We start from the raw sequence: 12,913 nt of genomic DNA, 5'->3' as shown, positions 1-12,913 counted from the left end.
ACGCCGGTCTTGCCGGTCAGGCGACCGTAGGTGGCAGCCATGAAACCTGCAGACTGCTCATGACGGGTCAGTACCAGCTTGATCTTCGACTTGCGCAGGGATTCGAGCAGGTCGAGGTTTTCCTCACCGGGAATGCCGAATACATACTCGACACCTTCGTTTTCCAGGCATTGCACAACGACATCGGCGGCCTTGGCCATTTGGGGTACTACCTCAAAATCTTCGTGGGATTGCAGATTTATTAAGCTGTGTGACTGAGATGTTGCAGGATGTCTCAGTGGCGCGCATCGTAGGCCCTCTGGTTAATAATAATAAATATATTGTTATGATGCTTGGCATCACATTTCGTTATGAATGCTCCAAGCATGAAAGGTAGTTCCCCTCAATGAACCTCAAGGCATTGCGCTGCTGCGTCGAGATCGTCCGGCAGGGCAGCTTCACCAAGGCCGCGCAGCACCTGCACATTGCCCAGCCGGCGCTGAGCATGGCGGTTACCCGGCTGGAAGAAGAACTGGGCGTGACCTTGTTCAACCGCACTACCCGCAAAGTCATACTCACTGCCGAGGGCGAGCAGTTCCTGCCACGCATTGCCTCGGCGCTGCGCGAGATGGATATTGCCCGGCAAGAGCTGCGCGACATGGCCGACCTGAAACGAGGCGAAGTGCGCCTGGGCATTCCGCCGATGTTCGGCCTGCACTACGTGCCCGGGTTGATGAACGCCTTCCGCCAGTTGTACCCGGGCATTGCCATGACCGTGTTCGAAGGCAGTGCCGAAGATATTGGCCAGCGACTGGAGCAGCGGGAAATCGACTTGGCCCTGCTGGAGTCCAGGCGCGTACCGCCCGACAAGGAATCGATCCTGCTGGGCAGTGACGAGATGCTGGGCTGCATGCACCCCGACCATCCCTATGCCGGCAAGGCCTTTCTCACCGCCGAAGACTTGCGCAATACCGATATGGTGGTATTTGACCGTACGTTCGTGCAGCGCCAGCTGCTGGACGCGTTTTTCGCCGAGCATGGCATCACCTACCAGGTGGCCCTGCAGAGCAACTTCGTTTCGCTGGTGGTGCAGGCTGCGCTGGACAACATGGGCGTGGCCACCCTGCTGCGCTCGGTGCAGCAGCGTACCCCGGGCATCGTCGGCGTGCCGTTCCGGCCGGCGCAGCAGATGAGCTTCCGGTTGTGCTGGCGCTCGGGGGAGTATCTGTCGTTGGCCAGCAAGCGGTTTATCGACTTTGCCGCGCAGACGCATTACCTGGAGCGTTGATACCAGCCTGTTCCGGCCCTTTCGCGGCTAAAGCCGCTCCCACAGGGATCTCGCAAGCTTCTGGATTCTGAGCAAGACAGTAGCTCCCAAAAAGGTGTTGCGCGGTACCTGTAGGAGCGGCGTTAGCCGCGAACACCGGCAAAGCCGGTGCCAGGCCCCACATTGCTGCCAGGTCGTTCGGTAGTACATTTGTACTCCACCCGATAGCACGCCAACAATCCGCCGGGTATCGATCTGCATTTGTCGCGATACAACCCGTTCAAGTGCCAGCGAAAACTGTTGATTCATTGCATTTCAACAGGTTCTTGCCTGCGCTTCGCCTCCCTACAATGGCCTCACAACAACAAACGAGCCCAGCTCCGTGAGGCACGACCCCCATGTACAGAGACCACATCGTCAAACCGCGCGCCACTGACAACCCGGCCTTCATGGGCCTGGTCACTGCCGTGATATTTGCGCTCGCCCTGCTTTATGGCGTCGGCGACGGTAGCCTGGCCCGGCTGATGGGGCCGATCGTGCTCGACCTGCAGGCACCGTTGCTGCGCAACATCGCGGTGGCCGGGACGCTGGCAATCACCCTGGTACTGAACCTGTTCATCCTCGGCCGTTTTCCGCTGCGGGCCCAGGTGATCACGGTCTGGTGCGAACTGTTGCTGCTGTTCCTGCTGTTCTTCGGCACCTTCGACCTGTCCTACAGCTTCATCGCCAGCAAGGTTGGCTTCATGATCACCCAAGGGGTGTTCACGACTGTCTACGTCTCCACGGTCTCGATCGCCATCGCCTTCGTCCTGGCACTGCTGGGCGCCACCGCACGGTTGTCGTCCAACGGCTTCGCCATCGCCATTGCCAGCTTCTACACATCGTTTTTCCGCGGCGTGCCACTGCTGATCCAGATCTACCTGATCTACCTCGGCATCCCCCAGCTCGGCTATGTGGTCGGCGCAGTGCCGGCAGGCATCCTGGCGTTGTCGCTGTGTTACGGCGCCTATATGACCGAGATCTTCCGTGCCGGCATCAGCAGCATCCCGCGCGGTCAATGGGAAGCCTCGCGGGCGATTGGCCTGACACCCTTCCAGGCCATGACCCGGGTGATCCTGCCGCAGTCGATGCGGCTGATCATCCCGCCTACGGGCAACCAGTTCATCTCCATGCTCAAGGACAGCTCGCTGGTGTCGGTAATCGGCGTCTGGGAGTTGATGTTCCTCGCCCGCACCCAAGGCCGTGCAGAGTTCCGCCACCTGGAAATGCTGATCACCGCCGCTGTCCTGTACTGGGTCCTGTCGATCCTGCTGGAAACCGTGCAGTCACGTCTGGAAAAACGTTTCGACCGCGCACACCGCTGATCGAGGAGCCTGATGATGAACCAGCCTTACACCCCCGCTGCCACCCAGGCCGCCGTGTCCATTCGCGGCCTGCAGAAATGGTACGGCGAGTTTCACGTGCTCAAGGGCATCGACCTGGAGATCGCCAGCGGCGAGATCGTGGTGGTCTGTGGCCCGTCCGGCTCGGGCAAGTCCACGCTGATCCGCTGCCTGAACCTGCTTGAGGACTTCCAGAAAGGCCAGGTGCTGATCGCCGGCAACCCGCTGGGCCGCGACGCCGCCAGCGTGGCTGCCGTGCGCCGCCAGGTGGGCATGGTGTTCCAGCAGTTCAACCTGTTCCCGCACCTGACCGTGCTGGAAAACCTGATGCTCGGCCCGCGCCTGGTCAGCAAGCTCAGCGACACCCAGGCCCGCGCGCTGGCCCTGGAGTACCTGGACCGGGTGCGCATCGCCAGCCAGGCCGACAAGTTTCCGGGGCAGCTTTCCGGCGGCCAGCAACAGCGCGTGGCGATTGCCCGAGCGCTGTGCATGAAGCCGCGGATCATGCTGTTCGACGAACCCACCTCGGCGCTGGACCCTGAAATGGTCAAGGAGGTGCTCGACGTGATGGGCGAACTGGCCCAGGACGGCATCACCATGCTTTGCGTCACCCACGAAATGGGCTTCGCCCGACGGGTCGCCGACCGCATCATTTTCATGGACCACGGCCAGGTCATCGAGCAGGGCCAGCCCAGCGAATTCTTCGACAACCCACGCCATGCGCGCGCCAGGGAGTTTCTCTCGCAGATCCTCAGCCACTGAGGCCTGTGTCTACCGCTGTGCCAACACCACAACAACAAACGCATACCCGGAGACTTACCGAATGAACCCAGTCGCACGCTTGTTCGCTTCTACCGCCGTCGCCGCCAGCCTGGCCCTGATGGCCAGCACCGCCTGGGCGGGCGCCACCCTGGAGCGCATCCACCAGGGCAAGGTGATGAAAGTGGCCACGGCGGCCAACTGGCCACCGCAGTCGTTCCTCGGCGAGGACAACACACTCCAGGGCTTCGACATCGACGTGGCCAACGAGATCGGCAAACGCCTGGGCACCCAGGTGGCGTTCGTCACCCCCGAGTACGGCATCATCACCGCCGGACGCTGGGCCAGCCGCTGGGACCTGTCGGTCGGCTCGATGACGCCCACCACCGAACGTGGCCGGGTGCTCGACTTCCCGGCGATCTACTACTACACCCCGTACGTATTCGCCGTGCACAAGGACGCCGCCGGCGCCAGCGCTGCCGACCTCAACGGCAAGACCATCGGCGTCGAAGCGGGCACCACCTCCGAGGACTACATCAACCGTCGGTTGAAGATCGACGCGGCGGACGTGCCCGCCTTCAGCTACAGCGTCGAGCCGGGCGCTGTACAGACCTACGGCGACAGCATGGGCCCGCTGGATGACCTGCGCATGGGCAATGGCACGCGCCTGGACGCCACGCTGTCGGCGCTGCCAACCATCATGGGCGCGATCAAGGCCGGCTACCCGATTGCCCCGGTGCAGGGCAAGCCCGCCTACTACGAGCCGCTGGCCATCGCCACCGACAAGGGCGACGACGCCTTCAACGCCGAGCTGGCCAAGGCCGTCGACGGCATGAAGGCCGACGGCACGCTGAAGCAGCTGTCCGAGAAGTGGTACGGCGCCGACCTCACGCAAGTCCAGTAACCCCTGACCCGCAGGCCAGCGCCCTTCTGCTGAAGGGCGTGCGGCCGCCCCGTGCCCGCCAGACCTGCAAACCCTAGCCAAAGGAAGCCCCAGGCGATGTCCAGCTACAGCAACAACTACTACACCGGGACCATGCGCCCCGCCGCGCAGCGCCCGGCACTGAGCGGCCAGACCCGCGCTGACGTGTGCGTCATCGGCGGTGGCCTGGCCGGCCTGAGCGTGGCCCGCGAACTGCTGGCGCGTGGTCGTTCGGTGGTACTGCTCGAGGCCGCACGGGTGGCCTGGGGCGCTTCCGGGCGCAATGGCGGCTTCGTGCTGCAAGGCTGGTCCGAAGGGCTTTCGGCGATCGAGCGACGCTGCGGCAAGCCCACCGCCGCTGCATTGTTCCGCTTGTCGCTGGAAGGGGTGGATATCGTCCGCGACACCATCGCGCAGAACCAGTTGCCAGGCTGCGCTGCCACTACCGGCAAGCTCAGCGTGGTGCGCTACGACGACGCCGACAACTTGCAGCGCACCCGCGACCGCATGGCCCGCGACTTCGGTTTCGAGATGGAATACCTGGGTACCGATGCGCTGCGCAGCCGCCTGAACACCGACCGCTACTTCCAGGGCTTGCGCGACAGCCACGGTTTTCATTTCCACCCACTGAACTACTGCCTTGGGCTGGCCGAACTGGTCGAGCTTGCCGGTGGCCGCATTCACGAACAGTCGCCCATGCTGCAGGTACAGCACAACAACGGCCATCATCGCGTGAGCACCGCCCACGGCGCGGTTATCTGCAACGACGTGGTGTATTGCTGCGGCGGCTACGGTGGCCCCGAGTTCGGCGCGCTGCGCCGGGCGTTCTTGCCGATTGCCACCTATGTCGTGCTCACCGAACACCTGGATGAGCGCTTGCGTGACGTGGTACGTACCACGGATGCGGTGGGTGACAACCGCCGCGCCTCGGACTACTACCGCATTGTCGAAGGCGACCGCCTGCTGTGGGGCGGCCATATCACCACACGCAACCTGCAGGACGAACAGCGCCTGGGGCAGTTGCTGACCCGCGACATCCTGAGCGTGTATCCACAGTTGCAGGGCCTGAAAATTGCCAAGGCCTGGTCCGGGCTGATGGGCTACGCCCGCCACAAGATGCCGCACATCGGCCCGCTGGGCCCGGGGCTGTGGGCCTGTACTTCATTTGGGGGCCATGGTATGAACACCGCACCCGTGGGCGCGCGAGTGGTCGCCGAGGCGGTCTGCGGCGAAACCGACCGCTACCGCCTGTTCGACGCCTATGGGCTGCAATGGAACGGCGGACCATTCGGGCCGGCCGCGGCCCAGACCGTGTATGCCGGGCTTAAGCTGATGGACAAGTTCCAGGAAGCCCGCGCGCAACACAGCAACTAGAACGACAACCAGGAACTGCCATGGACGCCCTCCCCCCCGGCGCACTGTTCAAACTCACCGAAAAGGACAGGCAATTGCTGGCGCTGCTGCAGGCCAACGCCCGCGAGCCCACCGCGTCGCTGGCGCGCAAGCTGGGCGTATCGCGCTCGGCGGTGCAAGAGCGCATCAACCGCCTGGAAAACGCCGGGGTGATCACCGGCTACAGCGTGCGCATCGACCAGGACAAGCTGCAGCAGGTGATCAACTGCTTCACCATGACCTCGTGCAGCAACAAGAGCTACACCGACGTGATGACCACCTTGCGCAAGATGGACTCGGTGCAGGCGGTGTATGCGGTGTCGGGCGAAATGGATTTCATCATCCACCTGACCACACACACCCTGGGCGAGCTGAATGCCGAGCTGACGTGTATCAACATGATCAAGGGCGTGACCCATACGGCTTCGCACATTGTGATGGAGACCAAGTTCAGCAAGAAGCTGACATTGTGATTGCGGTTCGTATTGTTTGCCGCGAGTTCCCCTGGATGATGAAAATCCCAAGGCAGCGCCCAAAGCCAATAACCCGTTGATACGCACCGGACGCCAGCCGAAATGCGAGGAAGCTCGGCGCTTCCTCGACGTTGCAGTCACAGATTGACTATGATCCCACCTTGAACGTTTCAGCATGTTTCAATAAGGATCCAGATGTCAGTCCAGGAACACCCCCCTCTCCCCAGTAAAAGCATCGTCGCCAAGATGGAAGCGGCCATGGCGCTGGGCAGCTTCGCCATCGGCACCGGCGAGTTCGCCATCATGGGCCTGATGCCCGACATCGCCAGCAACCTGCAATTGAGCGAACCGCAAGTGGGCCATGCAATCAGTGCCTATGCGCTGGGGGTCATGGTCGGTGCCCCCACGCTGGCGATTCTCGGCGCCAAGCTGCTGCGCAAGCACATGCTGCTGCTGTTGATGCTGCTGTATGCCCTCGGCAACCTGGCAACCGCTTTCGCGCCCTCATTCGGTGGCCTGGTCGCGTTCCGCTTCATCAGCGGCCTGCCCCACGGCGCCTACTTCGGCATCGCCGCGGTAGTGGCATCGAGCATGGTGGCCAAGGACCAGCGGGCAGGTGCGGTGGCGCGGGTGATGATGGGGCTGACCCTGGCCATGCTGCTTGGCAACCCGGTCGCCACGCTGCTGGGCCAGTACTTCGGTTGGCGTTCGGCATTCGTGCTGGTGGGCGCCATCGCGTTGTGCACCATGGTGCTGGTGTGGCGTTGCGTGCCCCAACGTCACGATGAAGTGCGCAGTGACCCGCGTAAGGAACTGCAGGCCTTTGCCCTGCCGCAGGTATGGATGGCACTGGCCATCGCCTCGATCGGTTTTGCCGGCATGTTCTGCGTGTTCAGCTACCTGGCACCGACCATGCTGCAGGTGACCCAGGCGTCGCCGCAATGGATTCCATTCGGCCTGGCGGCATTCGGCGTGGGCGGCATCGTCGGTAACATCGCGGGCGGCAAACTGTTCGACCGCCTGCAGTTCCGCGCTGTGGGGCTGGTACTGGTGTGGTCGGTTGCTGTGCTGCTGTTCTTCACCTTTGCCGCGCAGGCACTGTGGAGCCTGCTGCTGGGCATTGCCCTGGTAGGCACCATGATTGCCCTGGCAGCGCCGCTGCAGATCCGCCTGATGGACATTGCCCATGAAGCCCCAAGCCTGGCGGCGGCATCGAACCATGCGGCGTTCAACCTGGCCAATGCGCTGGGGCCGTGGCTGGGTGGCATGGCGATCACTGCAGGCATGGGCTGGACCGGCACCGGGTACATCGGTGCTGCGACGGCGCTGGTCGGCCTGGGTATCTACCTGGTGGCGCGGCGGATGAAGGGCGGGCATTGAGGCCAGCCTTCGGGACGAATGCCAGTCAGTCAAGCAATCGGGGCCGCTTTGCGGCCCATCGCCTGTAGGCGCAGCGTTGTGCTGCGAAAAGGCCTGTCTGATCGATGTACATGCATTGCCAATACTGGACTCTTCGCAGCGCAAGGCTGCTCCTACAGATATGACGTTCCTTTCAAGGAGACGATGATGCAATACGTGAAACTGGGCAGTACCGGGCTCGATATCTCCAGGCTGTGCCTGGGCTGCATGACCTTTGGCGAGCCGGATGCCGGCACCCACCCGTGGACCTTGGGCGAGGACGCCAGCCGGCCGATCATCCGCCACGCCGTCGAGCAAGGCATCAACTTCTTCGACACGGCCAACAGCTATTCCGCCGGCACCTCGGAAATCATCGTTGGCAAACTGCTCAAGGAATTCACCCGCCGCGAAGAAACGGTGATCGCCACCAAGGTGTTCTTTCCCGCCAACATGTGGGAAGGCGCCACCCGCCCCAATGAGCAAGGCCTGTCGCGCAAGGCAATCATGGCCAGCATCGACGCCAGCCTCACCCGCCTGGGCACCGACTACGTCGACCTGTACCAGATTCATCGCTGGGACTACCACACCCCCATCGAGGAAACCATGGAAGCCCTGCATGACGTGGTCAGGGCCGGCAAGGCGCGCTACATCGGCGCCTCGTCGATGTACGCCTGGCAGTTCGCCAAGGCCCAGCAGGTAGCGGCCAGCAACGGCTGGAGCCGATTCGTGTCGATGCAGAACTACCTCAACCTGATCTACCGCGAGGAAGAACGCGAGATGATCCCCCTGTGCCTGGACCAGGGCGTCGGCCTGATGCCCTGGAGCCCTATGGCCCGTGGGCGCCTGACCCGGCCGCACGGATTGCAGACCGAGCGCACGCGCACCGATGTGTCCGGGCAGTCGTTCTATGAAAACACCGAGCTGGAAGACGGCCGGGTGATCGATGTGGTCGAGCAGATCGCCGGCGAACGCGGCGTGCCGATGGCCCAGGTGGCGCTGGCGTGGGTGTTGGGCAAACCTGGCGTATCAGCGCCGATTGTCGGTGCATCGAAACCGGGGCACCTGGATGATGCGCTGGCGGCAATGGCGCTGCAGCTGAGCACAGACGAAGTGGCCCGGCTGCAGGCGCCTTACGTGCCCCACGCGGTGACCGGCTTCAAGTAGCGCTGGGCGCGGAAAATGCTCGACTCTGACACCTTCAGCCGCATGGGCAGCAACGACCCGAACCGACCACTGGGGTGGCTAGGCGAGCTAGTCACCCACGCCAAAAGCATTACAATGCGCGCCCCAATCTGAAATATGTTTTCCCCATGAAATCACTGCTTTACGCCGTAACCTTAGTGTTTTCCTTCACCCTGCCCGCCTTGGCCAACCCGCCTGCGACCTTCACCGAGGCCAAGGTGGTGGCCAAACAGAAGGTTTATCTGGACCAGGCCAGCAGTGCCATGGGCGACCTGTACTGCGGTTGCAAATGGACTTGGGTGGGCCAGTCTGGCGGGCGCATTGATGCGGCCTCCTGCGGTTACCAGACCCGCAAGCAGCAGAACCGCGCCGAGCGTACCGAGTGGGAACATATCGTGCCCGCGCACACCTTCGGCAACCAGCGCCAGTGCTGGAAGAACGGCGGCCGCGAGCACTGCGTGGATGACGACCCGGTGTTCCGCGCCATGGAGGCCGACCTGTTCAACCTGTACCCGGCCGTGGGTGAGGTGAATGGTGACCGCAGCAACTTCAATTATGGAATGGTCGCCGGCAATAGCGGCGAATATGGCCAGTGCACCACCAAGGTCGATTTCGCCCAGCGCGCTGCGGAGCCGCGTGACGAAGTGAAAGGTCTGGTAGCCCGCACCACGTTCTACATGTTCGACCGTTACAAGTTGAGCATGTCGCGCCAGCAACAGCAGTTGTTGATGGCCTGGGACAAGCAGCACCCGGTATCGGCCTGGGAAAAAGAGCGCGACCGGCGCATTGCCGCGATCATGGGGCATGCCAACCCGTTCGTGACCGGCGAGCGCAAATGGACAGCCGACTACAAGCCGGCAGGCGCTGGTGTGGTGCAAGCGGTGCCGGCCAAGGCGGCTAAGCCAGAGGCCAAGCCGAGCCTGGCCAGTGCCGGGTCGGTAGGCGCGGTGCTGGGCAACCGCAACAGCCACGTTTATCACCTATCGGTGGGTTGCCCGGGCTACAACCAGGTGGCGGCAAAGAACCAGGTCAGCTTCGCCACCGAAGGAGAGGCGCAGGCAGCGGGTTATCGAAAAGCCGGTAATTGTCGCTAGATCTGCATGGTATCTGGGGCTGCTGCGCAGCCCATCGCCGGCAAGCCAGCTCCCACAGGTCTTTGAAGGCTTGGGCCATCGCAGGCAAGCCAGCTACCACAGATCTTTGGTGGCTTGGGCCTTGCGCAGTCCGTGTGGGAGCTGGCTTGCCGGCGATGGGCCGCAACGCGGCCCCTTGATTTCAAGCACCACACACTTCATTAACCAGGTTCGCAGGCCGCTCACCGGCCAGCGCGCTGAGCAAGTTGTCCACCGCACACCGCGCCATGGCCTGACGGGTTTCCTCGGTCGCCGAGCCGATATGCGGTGTCGCCACCACGTTATCAAGCTGCAACAGCGGCGAATCCACCGCCAACGGCTCGTGCACAAAAACATCCAGCCCCGCCCCGCGTATGCGCCGGGCCCGCAGCGCCTCGATCAGCGCCTCCTCATCCACCACGCGCCCACGCGAGATGTTCACCAGTATCGCCTCAGGCTTCATCAGCGCCAGTTCACGCGCGCCAATCAGGCCTTCGGTGTTGGCACTGAGCGGCACCGTCAGACAAACGAAATCCGCCTGTTGCAACAGCTCATCCAGGCTGCATTGGCGCGCGGCATAACGCGCCTCCACTTCGGGCCTGGCGCTTCGGCTATGGTAGAGCACGCGCATACCAAAGCCCGCCGCAGCACGCCGGGCCAGGGCTTCGCCGATACGGCCCATGCCGACGATACCCAGCGTCTTGCCATGCACATCACTGCCAAACTGTGCGGGCCCCAGGTTGGCCTGCCAGCGCCCTTCACGCACCCAGTTCGCCAGCTCCACTACCCGCCTGGCAGTCGCCAGGATCAGGGCAAACCCCGTGTCGGCAGTAGTTTCGGTGAGCACGTCAGGTGTGTTGGTCAACATCACGCCTCGCCGGTTGAGCTCGGCAATGTCATAGTTGTCCACGCCCACCGAAACGCTGGACACGACCTCCAGCTGTGGTGCCAGGTCGAGCAGGCCGGCGTCCACGCGCAAGCTCGCGCCCAGCAACCCATGGGCGCCCGGCAAGGCGTCGCGCAAGCGGGCCAGGCCATCGGCCTGGGTAGTGTCCACCCAAGTCACCTCGACCCGCTCGTGCAAGCGTGCCATCAGGTCATCGGACAGACGTTTGTACAGCACGATTCGCTTTTTCATTGCGGTTTCCTAATGATTCATGACAAGGCGCGAGCTGCCGCGTTTGGCTCGACCAGATGTCTGCGAGGTATTGAGTACGGCAGTCAGCGCCACTGCGGTGAGCAGCGCGCCACACATGAACAGGTACGACGCGCCCGGGCCACCGGTGGCGCCGTTGAGGTAGCCCACCAGCCACGAGCCGCCGAACGAGCCCAGCGCGCCCATGCTGTTGATCAGCGCCATGGCGCCGCCGGCAACGTTGGCTGGCAGGATTTCGGGGACGATGGCGAAGAACGGGCCATACGGTGCATACATGCAAGCGCCGGCGACCACCAGCAGCGCATACGACAGCCAGAAGTGCTCGGTGCCCAAGGCATACGAGCCGTAGAACGCCACGGCAGCAATCAGCAGCGGCGGCCAGACGAAGCGCTTGCGCTTCTGCAGGCGGTCGGATGCCCAGGACACCCCGACCATGGCCAGCACGGCCGCCAGGTAAGGCACCGATGCCAGCCAGCCGGCCTGGACGATATCGACGTTGGCCGCCTGCTTGAGAATCGACGGCAGCCAGAGAACGAAGCCATAAACGCCGATGCTCCAGCAGAAGTACTGCAGCGCCAGGATGATCACCTGCGGCGAACGGAACGCCTCGCGGTAGTTCTTCATCGGTTTGATGCCCTGCTGCTCGGCCGCCAGCGCCTGCTGCAAGTCAGCCTTCTCCTGCTCGCTCAGCCAGCTCACCTGGGCCGGCCGGTCGTCCACCAGGCGCCACCAGAAAAATGCCCAGATGACCGCCGGGAGGCCCTCGATGATGAACATCCAGCGCCAGTCGAAGTGTTTGATCAGGTAGCCCGATACCACCGACATCCACAGGATCGTCACCGGGTTGCCGAGCATCAGGAAGGTATTGGCCCGCGAACGCTCGGCACGCGTGAACCAATGGCACAGGTACACCAGCATCGCCGGCATCACTGCCGCCTCCACCACCCCGAGCAGGAAGCGGATCCCGATCAGCATGTACACGTTGCTGACCATGCCGGTGAGCGTGGCAAGCCCGCCCCAGAGGATCAACGAAACGAAGATCAGCTTTTTTACGCTGCGCTTTTCGGCATAGATGGCGCCGGGTACCTGGAAGAAGAAGTACCCGAGGAAGAACAGCGCCCCCAGCAGCGACGACAGCACGGGGGTGATGTGCAGGTCTTCGGCCATGCCGGAAGCTGCAGCGAAACCGTAATTGGCGCGGTCCAGGTACGCCAGGCTATAGGTGAAGAACACGATCGGTATGATGTACCACCAGCGGCGCGGTGCCAGGCTTTGGCTTTGCATGGTTTGTTTCTCCTGAGCTTTTTGTTTTTGTTGCAACAGGTGACGCGGTTCGGCTGTTCACGCGCTGATGCGCAGTTCGTGAGCCTCCAGTTCATGGCGCAATGGCAACCCTTCCATGTCGCCGCGCGACTGCACGGCGCGGCTGCCGCACCAGTTGCCACGCGCTACCGCCCCGGCCACTGCGCGGCCTTCCAGTAGCGCACTGAGCACGCCCACGGCAAAGGCATCGCCAGCGCCGACGGTGTCCACCACCTGGCTGACCGGCACCGAAGCCACCTGCCCTTCGCCCTTGGCGCTGCGGAAATAGGCCCCCGCGTCGCCCAGCTTGATCACTACCAGCTCTACCCCCTGGTCGAGGTAGAAAGCGGCGATGTCTGCCGGGGTATGCTGGCCGGTCAGCAACCGGCCCTCTTCCAGGCCCGGCAAGACCCAGTCGGCCTTGACCGCCAGGCGGTTGATCTCCCGCACCATGGTGCGGGGGTCCGGCCACAGCGACGGGCGCAGGTTGGGGTCGAACGAGATGCTGCGCCCGGCTGCGCGCATGGCGTCCACCAGTGCGTGGGACAAGGCCCTACAGCCCTCCGACAGCGCCAGCGGGATGCCGGTG

At 63.3% G+C, this 12,913-nt stretch carries 13 protein-coding genes; 9 read left to right on the top strand and 4 right to left on the bottom strand.

Annotated elements, in window-relative coordinates:
• Window positions 1-200, bottom strand: a 200-nt coding sequence (locus HP546_RS16705) for a thiamine pyrophosphate-binding protein (protein ID WP_249226214.1), incomplete at its 3' end; no start/stop codon positions are given.
• A gap of 185 nt (window positions 201-385) precedes the next feature.
• On the opposite strand from HP546_RS16705, the gene HP546_RS16700 reads away from it, so the two are divergent.
• From HP546_RS16700 to HP546_RS16660, 9 genes are all read left to right on the top strand, one after another.
• Complete coding sequence (locus tag HP546_RS16700; protein ID WP_172227535.1) at window positions 386-1,267, top strand: LysR family transcriptional regulator; 882 nt, start codon at window positions 386-388, stop codon at window positions 1,265-1,267.
• Between the two features lie 377 nt (window positions 1,268-1,644).
• On the top strand, window positions 1,645-2,610 hold the full coding sequence (locus HP546_RS16695) for an amino acid ABC transporter permease (protein ID WP_172227533.1): 966 nt from the start codon (window positions 1,645-1,647) through the stop codon (window positions 2,608-2,610).
• 15 nt (window positions 2,611-2,625) lie between these two features.
• Window positions 2,626-3,390, top strand: coding sequence for an amino acid ABC transporter ATP-binding protein (locus HP546_RS16690; RefSeq protein ID WP_172227531.1), 765 nt, complete (start codon window positions 2,626-2,628; stop codon window positions 3,388-3,390).
• A gap of 61 nt (window positions 3,391-3,451) precedes the next feature.
• Window positions 3,452-4,291: an ABC transporter substrate-binding protein gene (locus HP546_RS16685; RefSeq protein WP_172227529.1), complete on the top strand. Its 840-nt coding sequence runs from the start codon at window positions 3,452-3,454 to the stop codon at window positions 4,289-4,291.
• Window positions 4,292-4,387: 96 nt separating this feature from the next.
• Complete coding sequence (locus HP546_RS16680) at window positions 4,388-5,683, top strand: FAD-binding oxidoreductase (RefSeq protein WP_172227527.1); 1,296 nt, start codon at window positions 4,388-4,390, stop codon at window positions 5,681-5,683.
• A 20-nt stretch (window positions 5,684-5,703) separates the two neighbouring features.
• Complete coding sequence (locus tag HP546_RS16675; protein ID WP_172227525.1) at window positions 5,704-6,174, top strand: Lrp/AsnC family transcriptional regulator; 471 nt, start codon at window positions 5,704-5,706, stop codon at window positions 6,172-6,174.
• A gap of 195 nt (window positions 6,175-6,369) precedes the next feature.
• Window positions 6,370-7,554, top strand: coding sequence for an MFS transporter (locus tag HP546_RS16670; RefSeq protein WP_172227523.1), 1,185 nt, complete (start codon window positions 6,370-6,372; stop codon window positions 7,552-7,554).
• A gap of 186 nt (window positions 7,555-7,740) precedes the next feature.
• A complete protein-coding gene (locus HP546_RS16665) occupies window positions 7,741-8,736 on the top strand; it encodes an aldo/keto reductase (protein WP_172227521.1) in 996 nt (331 codons plus the stop codon).
• Between the two features lie 146 nt (window positions 8,737-8,882).
• Window positions 8,883-9,848: an endonuclease gene (locus tag HP546_RS16660; RefSeq protein WP_172227519.1), complete on the top strand. Its 966-nt coding sequence runs from the start codon at window positions 8,883-8,885 to the stop codon at window positions 9,846-9,848.
• 181 nt (window positions 9,849-10,029) lie between these two features.
• On the opposite strand, the gene HP546_RS16655 is transcribed toward HP546_RS16660, so the two are convergent.
• The 3 genes from HP546_RS16655 to HP546_RS16645 form a co-directional block, all read right to left on the bottom strand.
• Window positions 10,030-11,004, bottom strand: coding sequence for a D-glycerate dehydrogenase (locus tag HP546_RS16655; RefSeq protein ID WP_172227517.1), 975 nt, complete (start codon window positions 11,002-11,004; stop codon window positions 10,030-10,032).
• Between the two features lie 9 nt (window positions 11,005-11,013).
• Complete coding sequence (locus HP546_RS16650; protein ID WP_172227515.1) at window positions 11,014-12,306, bottom strand: MFS transporter; 1,293 nt, start codon at window positions 12,304-12,306, stop codon at window positions 11,014-11,016.
• Window positions 12,307-12,363: 57 nt separating this feature from the next.
• The coding region (locus tag HP546_RS16645; protein WP_256678489.1) for a PfkB family carbohydrate kinase at window positions 12,364-12,913 on the bottom strand (550 nt) is incomplete at its 5' end.

It is taken from the genome of Pseudomonas sp. CM25 (assembly GCF_013179705.1).
GTDB lineage: Bacteria > Pseudomonadota > Gammaproteobacteria > Pseudomonadales > Pseudomonadaceae > Aquipseudomonas.
The sequence above is the reverse complement of the archived record's forward strand: the minus strand, read 5'-3'. Positions and strand labels throughout refer to the sequence as shown.